Below are 18,637 nucleotides of genomic sequence, written 5' to 3' on the forward strand. Positions count from 1 at the left end.
CTTCATCCCTTCATAATGACCGCTCCCACCCTGTTCCGAGTCCTGGCCTGCACGGCCCTGTTGTCCGCCCCCCTCCATGCCCAGCTTTACACCCTGCACGGGGACGGCGTCAAAAAAACCGAGAGGGTGGTGGAAAAAGCGGATTATTCCGATTACGAACTCGTCTGGCACGACGAGTTCGACAAGGACGGCCGCCCGGACCCCGCCAAGTGGAATTACGAACACGGATTCGTCCGCAACAAGGAGGAACAGTGGTACCAGCCGGAAAACGCCCGGTGCGAGGACGGCATGCTGATTATTGAAGGCAAAAAGGAAAAACACGCCAATCCCCATTATGACCCGGCGGGAAAGAATTGGCAGACGACGCGCAAGGAAGCGGATTACACCTCCGCCTCCCTGACCACGCGCGGCAAGTTTTCCTGGCTGTACGGGCGGTTTGAAATCCGGGCCAGATTCAGCCCGCGGGAGGGCATGTGGCCCGCCTTCTGGACCATGGGCGTCAAGGAAGGATGGCCCATGTGCGGGGAAATAGACATCATGGAGTACTACCAGTCCACCTACCTGGCCAACCTCTGCTGGGCCTCCCCCAAAAAACACGTGGGCAAATGGAGCACTACCTACACGCCGCTCAAATGGCTCCAGAAAAGGCATGCGGACTGGGCGGACAGCTTCCATGTCTTCCGCATGGACTGGGATGAAAAGGAAGTGCGCCTGTATGCGGACGACATCCTGCTGAACAGGACGCCCCTGGACAACACCGTCAACGCCGTTTACAAGGAAGTCGCCAATCCCTTCCGTCAGCCCCATTTCATCATCCTGAACCTGGCCATGGGCTCCACAGGAGGCGATCTGAATAAACTGCCCCTGCCCCAGAAGTATGAAATAGATTACGTCCGCATATACCAGAAGAAGGATTCCCCCCACAAGGGGACCATCCCGGCCCAGCCGGAAAAGAAACAGCAGGCCTCCCGGTAACCGTTCCGTTTTAAGACAGGGACGTACGGGATGGACGGAAGGGGCAAAGTAAAAAGGAATTCCAGCGCCCCTGCGCCCGTAAGTCCCCTTTACCCCCTGTCTTCTCCTGTAAAAAGCCCCCGCCTCCGGGAACGGGGGCAGGCCGTTATTCCAGGGCCTTCCCCTTGAGCACCAGGAGAATGTGTTCCGCCATGAGGGCATGCCCTTCCGCATTGGGATGCACGCCGTCCACCAGCAGGGCGCCCTTGTCCTTCATCACCTTGTTGAGGTCGATCACCCTGGATTTGGTGCTTTTAGCTGCCTGCCGGATGAGCGGAATGATTTCCTTTTCAATGCATTCCCTGCTGATCCCCCCTTCCCTGGCCTCCTGGGAGGGAATGGGCAGCAGGCAGTATACCTTCAATTTGGGATTCTGCTTGCGGAATTCCGTGATGATCTCCTTGTAATTGTTTACAAAATCATCCTTGTGGCTCCAATTCACTTTTTTGCTGTCATTGGTGCCCAGGCCTATCAACAGCATGTCAGGCTTGAACGCCAGCGCGTCCTGATAAGCCTTCTCCCGCGTGATGGGGCGGTCCCCCTTGAACAGCAGGCAGCGCGCCGATACGCCGAAGTTTCCTACTTCCGCCTTCCTGTCCAGGGTCTTCGCAATCCGGGATACCCAGCAGTCTTCCTTTTTAACCCCCATCCCGGCGGTGATGCTGTCCCCCAGACAGGCCAGCTTCACTGCGGCGGCACAATCCGCCGGCAGAAAAGCGGCCAGCAGCCCTATCCACAACAAGACAATAAACTTTTTCATGGAGTAAAATATTACAATGAAAATGGCTTACTGGACGCGGCTTCAAATGTAAAGCCCGTACTCCGGCCCGTCTTCTGGTCTTTTTCCGCGCCGTCCCCTCATGAAAAAGCCCCGGCCGGATAAAACCCGGACGGGACTCTTCAAATAACAGGAAAAGGGAACGTTTAATTCACGCGGCCCAGGTAGGAGCCGTCTTCCGTCTTTACGGAAATCTTTTCGCCGGGCTTGATGAAAAGGGGCACCTGCACCACCAAGCCGGTGGTCATCGTGGCGGACTTGTAAACGTTGTTCGCGCTGTCGCCCTTGACGCCTTCCGGAGCTTCCGCCACTTCCATGGTGATGGCGGCGGGGAGTTCCACGGAAACAACCGTCTCATCCGTAAAAAGCAGAATGTAGATGTTGCCTTCCATCAGGTAATCCTTGACGGGTTCCACGATGTCCGGAGACACGGTAATGTCTTCGTACGTATCGGGGTTCATGAAGTGGTAGCCCATGCCGTCAATGTAGCTGAACTCATATTCCTCACGGGCGAGGTTTACGCCTTCCAGGGATTCATTGGAAGTCAGGCGAAGGTTATATACCTTCTTGGTGGAAATGCTGCGGATGCTCATTTGCACGTAGGAGGCCATGCGGGGGGGGCACTTGTGCTCCATGCTGACCACGACGCAAACGTCATTGTTATGATTAACCGCGTGTCCCTTGCGAAGATTGATTACGGGTACTTTTGCCATGCGGCCCGTACCATACCATGTTTTCCCCTCCCGTCAAGCCGAAAAAACGCGCCAAACCCTTGATGCGCTTGGAGAAAACGCCTTTGGCCGGGTGACCGGAAAGGCCAGAAAAACCATCGTTCCTACCGGCTGAGATCCTGCTGGAACAGGACCTTGATGCCGCTGGAATTCAGCACGGTGCGCCCGAAGTTGAGGTCATCCACATGGAGGGCGACCAGGGAGCCCCGCGCCATGCAGGGCATCAGGGGGTACAGGAAGTTGACGTTCATTTCCGCGGCATACAGCACATCCAGGCACTTCTTGAGGTCCGCGGGGCCATGGCGGAGAACCGCCACCAGAACCTCGGACTCCGTGTAGCAGATGCCCTTTTCCAGAAAGATTTCCGACGTTCGTTCCGGATCGCTGACAATCAGGCGCGCAATGGTCGCCTCATGGCAGTCGTGCATGCTGAACCCCAGGCAGAAGATGCCGTGCATGTCCAGCAGGCCGAGGAGGGCGGACAGCGCCCCCACCCGGTTCTGGAGCATGATGGAATATTGCCTTATCGTACTGCCGGGGGCTTTGATGGCTTCTTCCTTCATGACAATAAAGCAAACGGGGTTGAGTTCTATTTAACGTATGTCTTAAGCACGCGCCTGATGATGGCAAGCGCCTGCTGGACTTCCTCTTCACTCACGTTCAGCGGAGGCAGCAGGCGGACGGTTTCCGGCCCGGCGGGAACGGAAAGCAGGCCTTCCTGCCGCAGAGCCTCCACCACCACGGCGGCAACCGTCTTGCCTTCCGGCGCGTCCACCATCTCCGGATTGAGGCCGATGCCCAGCAACAGGCCCAGGCCGCGCACGCCCTGGATCACGGGCAGGTTCCAGGATTCTATTTCCGCGCGGATTTCCGCGCCCAGGCGCCGCGCACGTTCCGGGAGCCCCTGGGAGACGATTTCCCGCAGCACGGCCAAGCCGACCGTGGTGCCGAGCGGATTGCCGCCATACGTGGAGCCATGGGAGCCGGGATCCATGATGGAGGCAAGCTCCGTGCCCTGGTCGTCAATGGCGCGGTCGGAAATCCAGAAGCCGCCGATGGGAAAACCGCCGCCAAGAGCCTTGGCCCAGGAAACGCCGTCCGGCTCCACGTCCGGAGCCACGGCGCGCCATCCCATGATGTCGCCGCAACGGCCAAAGCCGCACTGCACTTCATCCATCAGCAGAAGAAGATCGTGCTCCTTGCACAATTGTGCCAGGCCGCGCAGGAATCCCGGAGTCACGCAGTTGACGCCTCCTTCCCCCTGGATGGTTTCCAGCATGAAGGCTACTGTTTCCGGCCTGATGGCTTCGCGGGCCGTTTCCAGGTCATTGAAAGGCAGATGGCGGAATCCCGGCAGCATGGGGTCAAAGCCTATCTTGATTTTATCCTGCCCCGTGGCGGACATGCTGCCCAGCGTTCTTCCGTGGAAGGATTTGTTGAACGTAAGCACTTCATAACGGGGTTTGCCGTCCGCCTGGGGCTTCCGGTGGCCGTAGCGGCGCGCCACCTTGATCAAGCCGTCATTGGATTCCGCGCCGCTGTTGGAGAAAAAGACCTTCCCCGGACGCTCCACGCATTTGGTCACGATGAATTCCGCCAGATCCGCCTGCTGGGGAATCTGGTACAGGTTGGAGCAGTGCACCAGCGTGGCCGCCTGCTTTTGCAGGGCCTGCGTCACCACGGGATGGCAATGCCCCAGCGCGCAGGTGGCAATGCCGGCACAGAAGTCCAGATAGCACTTCCCCGTGCTGTCCCACAGTCGGGAGCCTTCCCCGCGGACGGCAGCCATGGGATAACGGCCATAGGAATGGAGTACGTACCGGTTGAGTTTTTCTTCTGTGTTCATAAGCTAAGGTAATACGCGTGTAGTTTGCGCTTCTGGCCCCGTCTGTAAATGATTTTTTTGGGAGCCACGTCATGATTCTCACATTTTATCCCGGCGGGTAGTCATATCTCTGTTCGGCGGCATTTCATTTTTCTTTTCTTTTATCCTTTTGCCGCCAGAATAAATCTACAACCAGCAGCAATCCATCATGGCACATTTTTTCAATCCCAAAGGTTTTCTGGAGGAATTCAAGGCATTCGCCCTTAAAGGAAACGTCATTGACCTGGCGGTGGCGGTCGTCATCGGCGGCGCGTTCAACAAAATCGTTTCCGTCTTCGTCTCCAGCATCATCACCCCCATCATCGGCTACCTCACCTCCGGCGTGAACCTGGCGTACCTGACCCTGAAACTGGGGGACGTGGAATTGAAATACGGGGAATTGCTTCAGGCGACCATCGACTTCATCATCATCGCCTTCTCCATCTTCGTGGCCATCAAGCTCATCGGCTCACTGAGGCGCAAGAGCGAAGAAACGCCCGCAGCCCCCGCGCCCAAGCCGGATGACGTCGTTCTGCTGGAACAGATCCGGGACATCCTGCAAAAACAGGCGGACGTCAAATAAGGCCGCCAACAGCATTTGTGCCGGTTTCCCGCTGAACCGGCACATTTTTCCTCTTTACTTGTTCCGCCGCGGGCGGGAAAGTGGCAGCATGAATTTCCTCCTGCGCTCCCTTGCCTGTGCCCTGCTGCTTGCGCCGTCCCTGCTTCCGGCGGCGGAGACCCAGCGCTTCGTTCTGGAACGCCCCTACCAGGTGGCGGAAATCCCGGAGCCTGACCGGAACCTCCCTGCCACCAACGTCATCCTGATGATTGGGGACGGCATGGGCATCCATCACCTTTCCGCGGCCTGGGCGGCCAACCGCGGGCGCCTGTTCATTGAAAACTGCCCGGTAACGGGCATCTCCAAAACATGGTGCGCGGACAAGCTGGTGACGGATTCCGCCGCCGCAGGCACCGCCATGGCGACGGGTACCAAGACGCTCTACAAGAGGGTGGCCGTGTGCCCCAGGGGCAACAAGCTGGACTCCCTGGTGGACAAGGCGGCGGACATGGGCAAATCCACCGGCGTGATCGCCACCTGCGAGCTGAACGACGCCACCCCGGCCGCCTTCTGCGCCAATAATGAAAAAAGGTCGGATTCCTACGGCATCATCGGGGATTACCCCCGTTCCCGCGCCGACTTCATTTTCGGCGGCGGCGGCAAGTATTTCACGCAAAGGCCGGACGGGAGGGACATTTTCAAGGAGATGCAGGCGCAGGGCTACCGGATCGCCCGCAGCTGGGAGGAAGCCGCCGCACTGCCGCCCGGAAAAACGCTGGCCGTCACCGCTCCGGGGAATCTTCCCCCGCCCTCCAGGCGGGGAGACGTTCTGCGCCGGGCCACGCTGAAGGCGCTGGATACCCTATCCCGTAATCCCGAGGGATTTTTCCTGATGGTGGAAGGCTCCAACATCGACAAGGCCGCCCACCGCAACAACCTGGAAGAAATGATGGAGGAGCTTCTCGACTTCGACCGGACCGCGGGAGCCGTGCTGGACTGGGCTTCAAAACACCCCGGCACCCTGGTCGTCATCACGGCGGACCATAACACGGGCGCGTTCGCACTCACAGGCGGCAACCGGGAGAAAGGGGAAATAAACGCCCAGTTCGGCTCCGGCAATCACGACGGCATGGCCGTTCCGGTGTACGCCTTCGGCGCGGGAAGCGGCGCGTTCACCGGCATTTACGAAAATACGGACATCTTCCACAAGATCATGAAATCTATGAAATCTATGAAATATAAAAAATATTATACCAGTAATTAAATTATTATTAAATCTTTTAGAATATATCGTATAGATTTTCTATTATTCTTATATGTTATGGTATATTCATCCATTACAGCAACACATTTTTTATTTGTGAACGAAGTATTAAAATATGTAATTTTTGTATCATTCAATTCATGATCGATTACACCTGTAATTTTATAACCATTTTGATCATTGAAATCAAATTTTCTTGATTCCAATAATGCTCCTTTAAAAATGCCTTCCATTCTAATTGATTTTTTTTCAGCATATGTTTGCGATACACGATTATAGGCACTTTTAGCCTGTCTTGGAGATAGTTCACAAGTAAAATCTCCTGTCAACAATCTAATACCTGCTTTATTATTCGCAATAACTTTTAAAAAATCTTTTAGACTGTTTATTACTCTAGGATCTGTTTTATCAAGATATTCGGCAAAATTTTCATCATTTTTAGCAGATGCAGCAACTAGCTCTGTAATGTATGCTAACGTCTCACCTAACTGCATTTCATCTAACAAGGTCTCATTTTCAGCTTTTACCAATTCCAAGCCAAATGAACCTCTCGGTAATCCTACCAAGAGAAGACGCGATTCATTTGCATTTTTTACTTTTCCCCGTTTACCATTGCTCCGTCCATTAACTCTGGATGAATAATCTTCCATAACCATATTTTGAAATGGAGATAAAACATTTGATGCAAACAAAGAATCTATACCTTCTGAACCAACAACTGGTCCACCTGAAAAGTACAACGTAGTTCTAGCCTCTTTTTGTCCTAAGGGAGGAAGTTCCCTAATTTGCTTTTCGACCTCTTCTAATTTTGATTTATATGCCATGGATACATATGGATGTCCACCAATCGATTCCAAAAGATTTATCAATTCTAATCTTTCTTTTTGTAAGAAAGCGCGATGTTCTCTTAACGTAGCCATCTTAAAATGTCCCTCCTATGAATTGTAAAGCTTGTTGGTCAAGTTCATGTGTGTTCAACTGTATTTGTAACATTCCTCGCCAAACACTATTCCTTGTATGGGAAAATAGACCTTGCCAATATCGACATTGCTCAAGAACAATAAATGGCGTGGCTTTTTTTCCATAATTTTTAAAATCCATATCAACGGTATAGTGATCAAGAAAATATTCCTTTTTTGCATATGGATGATCAAAAAATGCAGGACATTGCTGTAACACATCGTTCAAATGATCTTCACCTTCTGACAAAAAGAAAGTCACTAAATCTAAATCGTGAGGCCTATCCTTATCCTGCAATTCTATATTTTCCAGAAAGCTTCCGCCAATCCACTGTACTCCTTCCAAATGGCAAATTTCTAATTGAGAACGGAATCGTAAAAAACCTTGTAAAATATTTTTCCGATTATCATTAGTAGCAAACTTCTTGCATAAATCCAACGTAGTGCAGGGATAGGGAGATAGTTGCTCCCTTCGAGTTGGGTCACCTAAATGTGGAGGTAAGACATGATTATGATCAAATGATGGAATAGGGTTGCCCATGAGGAGATTTCACAGTTAATACGAAGGCAGTGTAACTTATGTTGAGTCAATCACCAAACATATTTTTCTAGAGAAAAAATACTTATTCATCAACTATCTAACTAAAAATCATACCTCCTCCATGTGCCGCGCCACCAGCCCGGCCCCGGCGGTAGCCAGGCCGCCTATCAGGAACACCGCCTGCGGACCGCCCGTATTCATCCAGATCACGCCGCCCAGCACGCCGTAAGTGATGGAAGCCACATGGTTGATGGCCAGCCCGGTGTAAATGCTCGGCGTGATGTCCTCCGGCTTCTCGCAGATGCGGGCCACATAAGTGCTGCGGGCCATGCCCAGGGCGAACAGCAGGTTGTCCAGCACGAAGCAGGCGGTCACCACGCCCACGGCCCAGTGCAGGGGGAGCAGCTCCGGGGCGAAGGCATACGCCAGGCACAGGAGGGACAGCGCAATGCTGTCGAAAATCGTTACCTTCCGTTCCCCATACCGCTTGATGCTCCAGCCGATGAGGGGCTGCGTGACCAGCCCGATGACGCCGGCAATGAGCAGGGTTTTTCCGATGTATCCGGGCGGCTGGCCCAGCGTGCTGACCATCAGCCAGAAGCCGAAGGTCAGATAAAGCTGCTTGCGGATGCCGTGCAGGATTTCCAGCCCGTAATAAACGGCATACCTGCGCTTGAAGACGAAACACTGCCGCCAGCCGCGCCGCTGCGGAAAGACGGGCGTTTTCACCCGGCTCAGGAACAGGAACGCCAGCAGGCACACGCCGCCCGTAACGAAAAAGTCTACGGCAAAAGACTGGTTGAATTTCCACTTGATCCATACGCACAGCGCGCCCAGCAGCGCGGCCGCCGTCCCCAGCGCCTTCATCTGGCCGAGCCTCAGGCTACGGTTCTCCGGCCTCGCCGTATGGATGACGATGGTATCAATCATGCCCATCAGAATGTGCTGCCCCAGGCTCACCGTCAGAATCCACGCAGACAGCGCCCACAGGCTGGTTCCGGCGCCGCAGAAGGCCAGCGCGTACATGCCGCCGAACATCAGCAGGCACGCCACCCCGGCCATGCGCACCTCATTGAACATGAAAAGCAGGCTGACCACAAAAAGGGACAGGATGCCGGGCAGTTCCCTGGGGAGTTCAATGAACCCGCGCATCTCCACGTCCAGATGCTGGGCGTCACGCAGGAAGTTGCTGAAAATGAGATCATACACGCCGCTTCCGAACTGGCCCAGAAAGAGAGCCAGCAGCACAAAAATCATCGTCTTCCTGATGCGGGGGGAAGCGGCTTCACTCATAGGGCGGGGATACTCTCACAGGTGCACAGGCGGAGCAACCGCTATTTTTATCCGCCGGCCTTTCCCGGCATTTGAAAAAAACAATCGCCGGAACAGAATTTTTTCGGGAAATACCACGTAGTTACGCTATGATTTCCAGACACCTTTTCCCTGCCATGGCTTTCAGCTTATCCTCCCTCTGCTGGGGCGCCCCGTCCGCTCCGGTTCCCGGGACGCCCCACATCATTCCCCAGCCCGCCGCCATGCGCGTTAAAACCGGAGAAGCCGGATTTTCCCTGAAAGACGGCGTCCGGCTCCCGGAAGGAAATCCCCTTTCCAAACAGGCGGAACGGATTTTCCGCGACAACGGGATCAAAACGGCGCTGGTTGAAACCGGCGCGGACCTCATCTTTACGGAAGACGCGTCCCTGGGCAGGGAAGGCTACCGCCTTGCCGTAACGCCGGATTCCATTTCCATTGCCTCCGGTTCCGTGAACGGCGCTTTGTACGCCCTTCAATCCCTTGTGCAAAGCGTCGCTTCCGACGTGAACGGAGCTCCGGCCCTGCCCCGGCTGGACGTGAAGGACCAGCCCCGCTTTTCATGGCGCGGCCTGATGATGGACAGTTGCCGCCACATGATGCCCGTGCGGGACATCAAAAAGATCCTGGACCTGATGGAGAGGTACAAATTCAATACCCTGCACTGGCACCTGACGGACGACCAGGGGTGGAGGCTCCCCATCGCCAAGTACCCCAGGCTGACGGCTGTGGGAGGTACCCGGGCGCAGTCCCCCGTCATCGGCAGCCACAACAAGGCGGACGGCACCCCGTACTCCGGCCATTACACTGCGGATGAAATCCGGGAAGTGGTCCAGTACGCCAAAGACCGCGGCATCACCGTCATTCCGGAGGTGGAACTGCCGGGCCACGCCTCCGCCGCCATCGCCGCGTATCCGGAACTGGGCAACACGGACATTCCGGGCTTCGCGCCCAAGGTGCAGGAAACCTGGGGCGTGCTTCCCTACACCTTCGCTCCCACGGAAAAAACCTTCCATTTTCTGGAAGACGTTATTGATGAAGTGTGCGCCCTGTTCCCGGACAGCCCCTATATCCACATCGGTGGGGATGAGGCTCCCAAGGACCAGTGGAAGCAGTCCGCCGCGGCGCAGCAGGTCATGAAGGACAACGGCCTCGCCAACGAGAACGAACTCCAGAGCTACTTTATCCGGCGCGTGGAAAAAATGATCAACAGCCACGGCAAGAGGCTCATCGGCTGGGATGAAATCCAGGAAGGGGGCCTCTCCCCCACCGCCACCATGATGGTCTGGCGGAGCTGGATGCCGAACAGCGCGCGGCATGCCCTGGAACAGGGCAACGACGTGGTGATGACGCCCAACAGCCACCTGTACTTCGACTATGACCAGGGCCCCGGCAAACCCTCCGCCCCGGAGTATGAAACCATCAACGACGACAACCTGACCTGGCAGCGCGTCTATGGGCTGGAGCCCGTCCCGCAGGGAACGCCCCGGGAACGGGAAAAACAGGTGCTGGGCTGCCAGGCGAACATCTGGACGGAGTACATTCCCAACCTGCCGAAATGGGAATACCATGCCTTCCCCCGCGCCCTGGCGCTGGCGGAAGTAGCCTGGACCCCCAAGGAGCTGAAAAACGAGAAAGACTTCCGCAAGCGCCTCGACCGCCAGCTTCCCTTTCTGGACGCCCATGGCGTCAACTACAAGAGGCCGGACAACGGGGCCCCCGCGCAGCCGGACGCCGTCATTACCCGGGAACGCCGGTAAATACGGAGGGAAGGCCCCCGCGCAGCCTCCTTCCGGAGGCCGCATTATGGGCTAGCCAACCTTCACGAAAACCATTACATTGGCGGCATTATGAATTTGGAACTGCTTCGTCAGGTTTGCGTGACTCCGGGCGCTCCGGGGTTTGAAGACAAAATCCGTGATTTCATCATTCAGGAAGTGGCCCCTCTGGTGGACGCCGTGCGGGTGGACAACCTGGGCAGCGTGATTGCCATCGTGGAAGGCAAGGATACGGAAAAAACCATGATGGCCGCCGCCCACATGGACGAAATCGGCTTCATGGTCCGTCACATTGACGACAAAGGGTTCATCAAATTCCTCCCCCTGGGCGGCTTTGACGCCAAGACGCTGACGGCCCAGCGCGTCATCGTCCACGGCAAAAAAGACCTCATCGGCGTCATGGGCGTGAAGCCCATCCACGTGATGTCCCCGGCGGAACGCACCAAGCTGCCGGAAGTGACCGATTTCTTCATCGACCTGGGCATGAGCAAGGAGGAAGTGGAAAAATACGTCTCCGTGGGCGACTCCGTCACCCGTGAACGCGACCTGGTGGAAATGGGGGACTGCGTGAACGTGAAGTCCCTGGACAACCGCGCCGGATGCTACGTGCTGATTGAAGCCCTCCGCGCCATCAAGGCTTCCAAAAAGAAGCCCTCCTGCAACTTCGTGGCCGCCTTCACCGTTCAGGAGGAAGTGGGGCTGAGGGGTGCGCAGGCCGGCACGCTGGACATCCAGCCGGACTTCTCCATCGCCCTGGACGTCACCATCGCCTGCGACATTCCCGGCACCCCGGCGCACGACCAGGTCTCCCACCTGGGCGCAGGTGCCGCCATCAAGCTGTATGACGGCTCCGTGATTGCGGACCGCCGCATGGTGAAGTTCATGAAGGCCATGGCGGACGCCCACAAGATCAAATGGCAGGTGGAAATGCTGCCGGCAGGCGGCACGGACGCCGGAGCCATGCAGAAGTTTGTTCCGGGCGGCTCCATTGCCGGGGCCATCTCCGTTCCCACCCGCAACGTTCACCAGGTCATTGAAATGGCGCACAAGGATGACCTGGACGCTTCCGTAGCGCTCCTGACCGCCTGCGCCATGAACGTGGACAAATGGGACTGGTCCTGGAACTCCGTCAACGAATGCCCGGCAGAAAAACCCGCCAAGGCATCCAAAACGGCAGCCAAGCCGGCCAAAGCCGCCGCCAGGAAGAAAAAGGCCAAATAAAAGCCCCGGCGCCAACCGATCACTCACCCGCAGGCCGCCCCGGAAACGGAGGCGGCCTGCCTGTTTCCGGACGTCTTCAAGCGTTCCGCGCAATACGCCCGCGGCGTTGCCCCGTCCCGTCAAGAAGCGCCGCAGCCCCTTGCGCCAGTCAAACCTGAAATTGAGCGGCAGTGAACTCTGTTCCCTGAAGCAGGGCATCCTGTCGGACGCATGCGTTTCAGCTGCCGCAGAGGCCTGAGGCACGCCACGGAGGCTTTTCAGGACGGCCTCCCCATAAAAAATCCTCCGGCACCCAGAGATGCCGGAGGAGGATCAATCCTGAAAAAGAAAGTTACTTGGCGGCGGGAGCGGGAGCTTCCTTCGGAGCGGGAGCGGGGGCCGGAACGGCTTCCACTTCCACTTCTTCCTCCACTTCAACGCCTTCTTCGGGACCGGAAGCTCCGGTCTGCTTCATGGCGTCCTTCAGGGCCTGGCTTCCGAAGAAGTCGGCCTGCTGCAAGCGCTGCATGTCGGTCATCATGCCCATGAAAATGGGCAGGAGTTCGGCTTGGCGCGCCTGCATGGCGGCATCCATTTCAGCCTGGACCTTCTGGACGCTCTTGGAAAGGGCTTCGCCCTTTTCATTGATCTTCGCCATCTTTTCAGCAGCCGCGTCTGCGGTGGCCTTGTCCTTCACCGTGCTGAGCGTGGCGGACATTTCCTTCATCAAAGCCAGCATCTGGTCAGCGGCTTCCTTCGCTTCCTTGGAAACTTCAGCGGCCGGCGCGGTGGGCGCGGCAGGGGTTTCAGCGGCCGGGGCGGATGCCGGAGCCGGGGCATCCTGGGCGGAAGCCATACCTGCAAATGCCAGGGCACATGCCGAACTAATTGTTACAATGCTCTTCATAACGTTTCCGTTGTACAGGCTCGCCATGCATGCGTCAATGAATCATTGTGTAACGGCTCCCCGTGATGCCGCAGAAAGGGGAATTTGCGTTTTTTCTTCCCTTGGAGGATTTTTTCAGTTGCATCTTTTTAGAATTATTATAAATTCATTCCCGATGACTAAAACCATAGAAAACCTGAAAGCCGCCATTACGGGCGAAAGCACCGCCTCCGCCACTTACGCAGCCTATGCCGCCAAAGCCGCCCAGGAAGGGCAGCCCCTCATTCAGAAATTGTTTGAAGCCGCCTCCAAGGCGGAATCCGTCCACGCCGCCAACCACAACAAGGTTCTGGAAAAGCTGGGCGCAACGATGGACCCCATCGATATCCAGATTCATGTAGGAACCACCGCGGAAAACCTGAAAGCCGCCATCGCCGGGGAAACCCACGAATTCGAAAGCATGTATCCGGAATTCATCGCCGTGGCGGAAGAGGAAGGCCAGAAGGCCGCCGTCCGCTCCTTCACGTGGGCCACGGAAGCGGAAAAGGAACACGCCGATTTTTATGCCGCCGCCCTCAAGGCCCTGGAAAACGGAGACACCAGCGCCCTGCCCAGGCAATACTGGGTATGCCTGGTGTGCGGGGACACCTTCAAATCTCTGGAAGGCGTGGACGCCTGCCCCCTCTGCGGCACCAAGGCTGAAAAATTCCTCGTCATCGGGTAAACTCCGTCTGAGCACCGGAGGCCATCCATGGCACACAAAACCCGCCCGGAACATTCCGGGCGGGTTTTTACAGGCCGGAAACCGCTGCCATCTGGGGAAGCGGCCAGAGAAGAAGCATCGCCGGCTTTTCCCTTCCGGTCATTCCGCAAGCGCCGTTCCAGAACCGTGTTCCGGCCCTTTTCCGGACTTCAAGACTTTTCTCCACTTCCGACTGTCCGGGTGGCCCTGGTCCTCTCCTCCCACGTGCATCCGGCCCCGGACCTTTTTTGAATGCCCGGATTGATGGACTTGTTCATTTAAAACATTAAATACATGCATTCCGTTCTGGCTACGGCGCAGGCGAGCATCCCGATTAAAATCATGATGATGCCGAATGCGACGGATTTTCTGCACAAGGCGACAACGGCGCAGGCAACGGAAGCCACCCCCAGCAAAATCCCGGCTGCGCCCAGCACGGTTCCGGGAACAAGCCCCAGGCCGGAAGCCGCTGCGACCCAGGGCAATGACACGGCCCCCACGACACAAATACAGGCGGCTCCTTTCACAGCTTGAGGACATTGCAGCACAACGGGCTGATTTTCCATAAGCTTCCCTATACCCTCCCAAAACCGGGCCTGTCAACTACAACCGGAAAGTCCCCTCTTTCCGTCAACCCCGCATGCCGGACGGGCTGCCCCCACAACCAATTGCCCCCACAACCAATTGCCTGCGCCGCCATCCGCACCAAGCCCCAAGCGCAAAAAATGGCGGATGCTATCGGCACCGCCGTTTCAACGGCGGTTCCCTTTTCCTGCCCGGGCCCTTCCATGAAAAGGCGTTCCGCCACATTCTGCTTGAGCATCACCGTGAAACCCTTACAATGGCTCACCCCTTCAAGCAGGAAGAATACTTTATCCTTTCTTTGCGATGACCCCTCCCCATGCATCCACCCGTTCCGCAGAACGGTACGCAGGCCGGCCAGGCGCTCTTTCCGCCGTCTTCCAGGCTCTTCGCGCCGCGTTCTTTCCGCGCCGCATGCGCTGCCTGTGGGCAACCGGACTCGCGGCGGCTCTGGTGGTCAATCCTTATGTGCTCAATGACGGCCAGAGCGTGCTGATGAGCTGCATGGGCATCGCCTGTTCCGCCTCCCTGCTCTGCGGCACCATCCTTCTCTGCCTGAAATACCGCTTTACCGCCTACGTCGTCCTTCCGGCCATCATCCTGTTCAACGCGGGCCTGTACATGATGCAGATGCGGTACGGGCTGACGCTGAACCTCTCCGTCCTTTCCAGCATGGCGGAGACCAACTTCCGGGAAGCCTGCGCCTTCTGCACCGCCGCCTCCGCCACCGGGGCCCTGCTGCTGGCGGCCTTCATTTACCTGGCCATTTACTGGAGCCGCCGTTCCCTGCGCCAGAAGGCCACGTGGGGCGCGCTGGCGTGCATCTGGAGCCTGTACGGAATCTTTCTGCTGCTGGGCATTCCGGCCACCTCCTACAGCTCGGAACCCCTTTACCTTTACTACACCTCTGACAAGGCCAAGGGCTGGCCCCTCGTGGACTTCGTGATGGCGTACAAGCTGGCGGACGAATACGTCACCCAGGACGCAAGCCGTTTCAATGAACTCCGGAACCTGCCGTCCTGCGCGGAACCCCTCTCCGGATGCGACGCTCCGGACGACCTGGCCGTGGTCTTCCACATGGGCGAGAGCGTGCGCGCGGACCACCTTTCCCTCAACGGCTACCACCAGAACACGATGCCCCTGCTTTCCCGGGAACCCAACGTCGTTTCCTTCCCCCACGCCACCTCCTTCGGCATCGTGACCAGGATTTCCGCCATCGGCATGTTTACGGATGCGGAACTGTCCCGCCGCCGCCCCGCCCATTCCTCCTTCATTGACCTGTTCAACAAGCACGGTTTCCGCACCGTCCGGATCATGGACCTGTGCGGAGACTCCATCCATGACTATTCCCTGGGCATCCTGACCCGGAACTGCCGGGAACGGAAGCAGACGCCGCCCATGCACGAAACGCCCGGAATGATGCAGGAACGCACCTCCCTGGTCATGGAGGAATCCCTGAAACGGCACGGCCGGGAAAAACAGCTTTACGTCATTTACAACAACGGCAGCCACATGGCGTTCAGCTACCCCGCACAGGCGGAACGCTTTACCCCGGCGTCCTGCAACATGGACGACCCCAAGGCCCGTCTGGAAGAAACCGTCAATGCGTATGACAATTCCATCGTGGACCTGGACGCCTCCGTCCACCGCATGATTGCACTGTTGAAGGACAGGCCGGCCATTTATTTTTACTGCTCCGACCATGGCGTGGCGCTGGGCGAGGAAGGAAAAATGTTCCAGGGGCATGTTCTGCCGCCTGTTTACCGTCCCGCCATGTTCGTGTGGTATTCGGACGCCTTCGCCTCACGCTACCCGGACATGGTGCGCGCGCTGAAGGCCAACCGCCTGAAAGCCGTCTCCCACGACCACATTTTCCACACCCTCCTTTCCCTGGCCTCCATCCGGTCGGAAGTCGTCCGGAACGGCCTGAATCTGGCCTCTCCGGACGCCCGGGAAACCCCGGCCCCCCTCCAGCCGGAAGTGCTGGCGGAATGGCTGGCCGCTCCCGCACCGCCGCAGCCGCTTCCGTAAAAAAGATGGAAGCTGCCGTCATCCTCTGCGGGGAACGGCAGGATAGGACGAACTCTACCGTACCCGGACTCGCAGGGGATGCCTGACGCACTCCCGGACGCGGCGCGCCTCCGCCTCCCAGGCGGCAGAGGATTTGAACGGAGAAGCCTTGTCCCAAACCGCCCCCATGTACCACTCAAAGGGCTTTCCGTTCACCGCCTCCCTGATCCAGTAGGTACATCCTTCCGAGTCTACTGCCCCGCCTTCCGGACCCCAGGGAACTATCACGGCGGTTCCCAGGCATCCGTCATTCTTCCGGGGCCTGCTCCATGCCGTCATCAAGCCGCCGTCCTCCCGGTCCTTCGTGACCGTTTCATAATTATTCCTGCCCTTTCCGGTATCCATTCCCACGCCGGCCTTCACCGTTTCCGCCCCCCGAATGGTCAAGGTGCTGCGGACTTTGGAAAAACGGCTTCCTGCGTCCAGAGTCACCCTCCGCGTTTCCGCCACGCGTACGCCGCCGCCCACGTCCCACGGCGCATAACCCACTTCAAAGGCGGTCTGAACCGGACCGTTGTACAATGCCCGCGCGCTGGCCCAGTTTCCGGATACATGCGGTTTCCCATCCCTGAACACGGCAATGCCGCCGCAGCCCCGTCCCGGCCCTACGTTGTACATGTCCAGTCCCCGGCCATGATCCCGGTGGTAATCCCCCCGCTTGTAGAATTCATTGATGACGGGAGCACCCGCGCGCTTGCTCCATACATCCGTTCCGCTGGAAACCAGGCCCTCCCCCTCAGGGGCCGGCCTGGCAACGGCCGGACCGTAAATCCGGTGCGCCGTAAGATCGTTCTCCCACGCGAAATCATCCAGGCGTTCCGGGACCAGGCGGCTGAAACAGACGTCCGCGGAAGGAGCTGCCTTCAGGGAGGAATCGTTCAGAATCCAGAAATCACGGGCCGTTCCGGGCCGGAAATTGCTCTGGAACAAAAGAGTATCCGTCCTTCCGTCTCCATCCGTATCCGCCAGTTGGTGCGGGATGACGCGCCCGTGGCGGACGTCAAACACGCGAAGGGCGGCGGCATTCCCGGAAGTTCCGGACGTCCAGGGCACCGACACGGTTTCAGCAGGACGGAACTTGGCCAGTGGGTTCGTGACGGTTACAGTCTTTCTCTGCGGATGGTCCCGGCCAATGACGTATTTGCGCAGTTCGGTGCCGGCCATCAGGTAGGCGCCCGCGCCGTATGCTTCCGTATCCTCCCCGGAATAATGGCCCGGCTTGTCGGCAATGGGCTGCACCCAGCCCAGCGCGCCTTCCGCGTTGACGGAATCACAGGCGGCCTTCCACGCCCTGCGGATGACGGGAAGATATTCATCCGCATCCAGATACCCCTGGTTCACCCCCCACAGCATCCCGTACATGATAAAGAGGGTGCCGCTCATCTCCTTCAAGGGGGGCTCTTCCGGGTCCAGCAGGCTGGCGTGCCAGGAACCGTCGGGCGACTGGCATTTTTTCAGGGATGCCGCCATACGCTTGAGCAGATCCTCATAAAAGGGGCGGGAAGGCCAGTCCGCGGGCATGTCCTGAAGAATAAGCGGCAGTCCGGCAATCACCCAGCCGTTGCCCCGGCTCCAGAACATCTTTTTCCCATTAGCCGCCGGAATGGTGAAGTAACGGGAATCACGGAAAAACAGCCCTTCCTTCCGGTCAAAAAGATAGTCGCAGGTGAGCTTGTATTCCCTGTCCATGAATTCCAGATACCGGCGGTCTCCGGTATAGGCCGCCAGCTTCACGAACACGGGAGGGGACATGAACAGGGCGTCCGACCAGCTCCAGCGGTCCTGGCAGCCGGGAGTCCCGAACTGGAGGGAAGCGGAGGAGGGCCGGTTCATCACCCCGTCCAGCACGGCGCGTATTTTCTCCGCCGCAGCGGTATTTCCGTCTTCCATCGCCATCTCCATCCAGGCGTGGCCCACGGCGTGATCGTCCGCATGGTAATGCCGTTTCAGGGTTCTCCATTCCTGTTCCCCTCCTGTTTTCCTCAGCAGCGGCAATCCCGGCCCTTCCGGGACGGCCAGGCCATACTGCACCAGGCCGGAATAAAAGGCGCCGTAGGTCCAGTGCAGCGGCGAGCGTTTTCTGGGATGCTCCGCCTGCCATTTCGCCACCAGGCGGAGATTATCCCGGATGGTCTTTTCATTCCAGTCCGCGGGAGCGCCGGAAGCGGGGCTCCCCGCAGAAAGCGCGGGAAGAACCAGCAGCAGGAAGGATTTACGCCATCCGTTTTTTGAAAAGGAAAAGAAATTCATTTGACTGGTACGGAAAAAGCCGCGCTGAAATTTCTCCGTGAGGAATGAATCTTCCCTTTTCGGCCTGTCCCGTTTTCCCCCGGTCCCCGGAAAGGGGAGGCAAGG

17 protein-coding genes are annotated in these 18,637 nt (G+C 57.6%); 8 read left to right on the forward strand and 9 right to left on the reverse strand.

Going from position 1 to position 18,637, the window contains the following annotated elements:
- Window positions 1–15: 15 nt before the first annotated feature.
- On the forward strand, window positions 16–975 hold the full coding sequence (locus tag P8A25_RS12640; RefSeq protein WP_215443449.1) for a glycoside hydrolase family 16 protein: 960 nt from the start codon (window positions 16–18) through the stop codon (window positions 973–975).
- A 145-nt stretch (window positions 976–1,120) separates the two neighbouring features.
- Here P8A25_RS12640 and P8A25_RS12645 read toward each other — a convergent pair whose 3' ends face one another.
- The 4 genes from P8A25_RS12645 to P8A25_RS12660 form a co-directional block, all read right to left on the reverse strand.
- On the reverse strand, window positions 1,121–1,774 hold the full coding sequence (locus P8A25_RS12645; RefSeq protein WP_215443451.1) for a GDSL-type esterase/lipase family protein: 654 nt from the start codon (window positions 1,772–1,774) through the stop codon (window positions 1,121–1,123).
- Window positions 1,775–1,938: 164 nt separating this feature from the next.
- Complete coding sequence (gene efp, locus P8A25_RS12650; RefSeq protein ID WP_022396830.1) at window positions 1,939–2,505, reverse strand: elongation factor P; 567 nt, start codon at window positions 2,503–2,505, stop codon at window positions 1,939–1,941.
- A gap of 122 nt (window positions 2,506–2,627) precedes the next feature.
- Complete coding sequence (locus P8A25_RS12655) at window positions 2,628–3,086, reverse strand: amino acid-binding ACT (protein ID WP_022396831.1); 459 nt, start codon at window positions 3,084–3,086, stop codon at window positions 2,628–2,630.
- Between the two features lie 26 nt (window positions 3,087–3,112).
- Window positions 3,113–4,369 carry an aspartate aminotransferase family protein gene (locus P8A25_RS12660; protein WP_404838722.1) on the reverse strand — a complete coding sequence of 419 codons (1,257 nt, stop codon included), beginning with the start codon at window positions 4,367–4,369 and terminating at the stop codon, window positions 3,113–3,115.
- A 187-nt stretch (window positions 4,370–4,556) separates the two neighbouring features.
- Between P8A25_RS12660 and mscL the strand changes: the two genes are divergently transcribed.
- Both mscL and P8A25_RS12670 read left to right on the forward strand, forming a co-directional pair.
- Entirely contained in the window at window positions 4,557–4,970 is a 414-nt protein-coding gene (gene mscL / locus P8A25_RS12665) for a large-conductance mechanosensitive channel protein MscL (RefSeq protein WP_022396833.1), read from the forward strand.
- An 88-nt stretch (window positions 4,971–5,058) separates the two neighbouring features.
- Complete coding sequence (locus P8A25_RS12670; protein ID WP_215443453.1) at window positions 5,059–6,213, forward strand: alkaline phosphatase; 1,155 nt, start codon at window positions 5,059–5,061, stop codon at window positions 6,211–6,213.
- Here P8A25_RS12670 and P8A25_RS12675 read toward each other — a convergent pair.
- From P8A25_RS12675 to P8A25_RS12685, 3 genes are all read right to left on the reverse strand, one after another.
- A complete protein-coding gene (locus P8A25_RS12675) occupies window positions 6,210–7,133 on the reverse strand; it encodes a hypothetical protein (RefSeq protein ID WP_215443455.1) in 924 nt (307 codons plus the stop codon). The two genes, P8A25_RS12670 and P8A25_RS12675, sit on opposite strands and share 4 nt — an antisense overlap.
- A 1-nt stretch (window position 7,134) precedes the next feature.
- Window positions 7,135–7,713 carry a DUF6932 family protein gene (locus tag P8A25_RS12680; RefSeq protein ID WP_215443457.1) on the reverse strand — a complete coding sequence of 193 codons (579 nt, stop codon included), beginning with the start codon at window positions 7,711–7,713 and terminating at the stop codon, window positions 7,135–7,137.
- Window positions 7,714–7,821: 108 nt separating this feature from the next.
- Window positions 7,822–9,006: an MFS transporter gene (locus tag P8A25_RS12685; protein ID WP_215443459.1), complete on the reverse strand. Its 1,185-nt coding sequence runs from the start codon at window positions 9,004–9,006 to the stop codon at window positions 7,822–7,824.
- A gap of 155 nt (window positions 9,007–9,161) precedes the next feature.
- Here P8A25_RS12685 and P8A25_RS12690 point away from each other — a divergent pair, with 155 nt between their 5' ends.
- Window positions 9,162–10,784, forward strand: a complete 1,623-nt coding sequence (locus P8A25_RS12690) for a beta-N-acetylhexosaminidase (protein ID WP_251828050.1) — start codon at window positions 9,162–9,164, stop codon at window positions 10,782–10,784.
- A gap of 90 nt (window positions 10,785–10,874) precedes the next feature.
- On the forward strand, window positions 10,875–12,023 hold the full coding sequence (locus P8A25_RS12695; protein ID WP_102722214.1) for a M42 family metallopeptidase: 1,149 nt from the start codon (window positions 10,875–10,877) through the stop codon (window positions 12,021–12,023).
- A gap of 331 nt (window positions 12,024–12,354) precedes the next feature.
- Here the strand turns inward: P8A25_RS12695 and P8A25_RS12700 are convergent, their stop codons facing one another.
- Window positions 12,355–12,858 (reverse strand): hypothetical protein, encoded by a 504-nt coding sequence (locus P8A25_RS12700; RefSeq protein ID WP_215443463.1) that lies wholly within the window; start codon window positions 12,856–12,858, stop codon window positions 12,355–12,357.
- Between the two features lie 205 nt (window positions 12,859–13,063).
- Between P8A25_RS12700 and P8A25_RS12705 the strand changes: the two genes are divergently transcribed.
- The 3 genes from P8A25_RS12705 to P8A25_RS12715 all read left to right on the forward strand — a co-directional run bounded on the left by P8A25_RS12705 (window position 13,064) and on the right by P8A25_RS12715 (window position 16,243).
- A complete protein-coding gene (locus P8A25_RS12705; RefSeq protein ID WP_102722212.1) occupies window positions 13,064–13,612 on the forward strand; it encodes a rubrerythrin family protein in 549 nt (182 codons plus the stop codon).
- Between the two features lie 312 nt (window positions 13,613–13,924).
- Window positions 13,925–14,164 carry a hypothetical protein gene (locus P8A25_RS12710; RefSeq protein WP_215443465.1) on the forward strand — a complete coding sequence of 80 codons (240 nt, stop codon included), beginning with the start codon at window positions 13,925–13,927 and terminating at the stop codon, window positions 14,162–14,164.
- Between the two features lie 354 nt (window positions 14,165–14,518).
- The gene (locus P8A25_RS12715; protein WP_215443466.1) at window positions 14,519–16,243 is read left to right on the forward strand and encodes a phosphoethanolamine transferase; all 1,725 of its coding nucleotides are present in this window, start codon (window positions 14,519–14,521) and stop codon (window positions 16,241–16,243) included.
- 54 nt (window positions 16,244–16,297) lie between these two features.
- Here the strand turns inward: P8A25_RS12715 and P8A25_RS12720 are convergent, their stop codons facing one another.
- Window positions 16,298–18,532: a glycoside hydrolase family 88 protein gene (locus P8A25_RS12720; protein ID WP_215443467.1), complete on the reverse strand. Its 2,235-nt coding sequence runs from the start codon at window positions 18,530–18,532 to the stop codon at window positions 16,298–16,300.
- Window positions 18,533–18,637: the final 105 nt, after the last annotated feature.

This window comes from Akkermansia sp. BCRC 18949 (assembly GCF_045011645.1).
In the GTDB taxonomy this organism is placed as follows: Bacteria; Verrucomicrobiota; Verrucomicrobiia; order Verrucomicrobiales; family Akkermansiaceae; genus Akkermansia; species Akkermansia massiliensis.

What these genes read in the sequence shown, in the direction of transcription:
- P8A25_RS12670 (WP_215443453.1), top strand. Translation starts at nt 5,059, where the DNA reads ATGAATTTCCTCCTGCGCTCCCTTGCCTGTGCCCTGCTGCTTGCGCCG.
- P8A25_RS12645 (WP_215443451.1), bottom strand. Translation starts at nt 1,774, where the DNA reads ATGAAAAAGTTTATTGTCTTGTTGTGGATAGGGCTGCTGGCCGCTTTT.
- P8A25_RS12660 (WP_404838722.1), bottom strand. Translation starts at nt 4,369, where the DNA reads ATGAACACAGAAGAAAAACTCAACCGGTACGTACTCCATTCCTATGGC.
- P8A25_RS12710 (WP_215443465.1), top strand. Translation starts at nt 13,925, where the DNA reads ATGCATTCCGTTCTGGCTACGGCGCAGGCGAGCATCCCGATTAAAATC.
- P8A25_RS12655 (WP_022396831.1), bottom strand. Translation starts at nt 3,086, where the DNA reads ATGAAGGAAGAAGCCATCAAAGCCCCCGGCAGTACGATAAGGCAATAT.
- P8A25_RS12680 (WP_215443457.1), bottom strand. Translation starts at nt 7,713, where the DNA reads ATGGGCAACCCTATTCCATCATTTGATCATAATCATGTCTTACCTCCA.
- P8A25_RS12700 (WP_215443463.1), bottom strand. Translation starts at nt 12,858, where the DNA reads ATGGCTTCCGCCCAGGATGCCCCGGCTCCGGCATCCGCCCCGGCCGCT.
- P8A25_RS12720 (WP_215443467.1), bottom strand. Translation starts at nt 18,532, where the DNA reads ATGAATTTCTTTTCCTTTTCAAAAAACGGATGGCGTAAATCCTTCCTG.
- P8A25_RS12685 (WP_215443459.1), bottom strand. Translation starts at nt 9,006, where the DNA reads ATGAGTGAAGCCGCTTCCCCCCGCATCAGGAAGACGATGATTTTTGTG.
- mscL (WP_022396833.1), top strand. Translation starts at nt 4,557, where the DNA reads ATGGCACATTTTTTCAATCCCAAAGGTTTTCTGGAGGAATTCAAGGCA.
- P8A25_RS12675 (WP_215443455.1), bottom strand. Translation starts at nt 7,133, where the DNA reads ATGGCTACGTTAAGAGAACATCGCGCTTTCTTACAAAAAGAAAGATTA.
- P8A25_RS12690 (WP_251828050.1), top strand. Translation starts at nt 9,162, where the DNA reads ATGGCTTTCAGCTTATCCTCCCTCTGCTGGGGCGCCCCGTCCGCTCCG.
- P8A25_RS12640 (WP_215443449.1), top strand. Translation starts at nt 16, where the DNA reads ATGACCGCTCCCACCCTGTTCCGAGTCCTGGCCTGCACGGCCCTGTTG.
- P8A25_RS12715 (WP_215443466.1), top strand. Translation starts at nt 14,519, where the DNA reads ATGACCCCTCCCCATGCATCCACCCGTTCCGCAGAACGGTACGCAGGC.
- P8A25_RS12695 (WP_102722214.1), top strand. Translation starts at nt 10,875, where the DNA reads ATGAATTTGGAACTGCTTCGTCAGGTTTGCGTGACTCCGGGCGCTCCG.
- efp (WP_022396830.1), bottom strand. Translation starts at nt 2,505, where the DNA reads ATGGCAAAAGTACCCGTAATCAATCTTCGCAAGGGACACGCGGTTAAT.
- P8A25_RS12705 (WP_102722212.1), top strand. Translation starts at nt 13,064, where the DNA reads ATGACTAAAACCATAGAAAACCTGAAAGCCGCCATTACGGGCGAAAGC.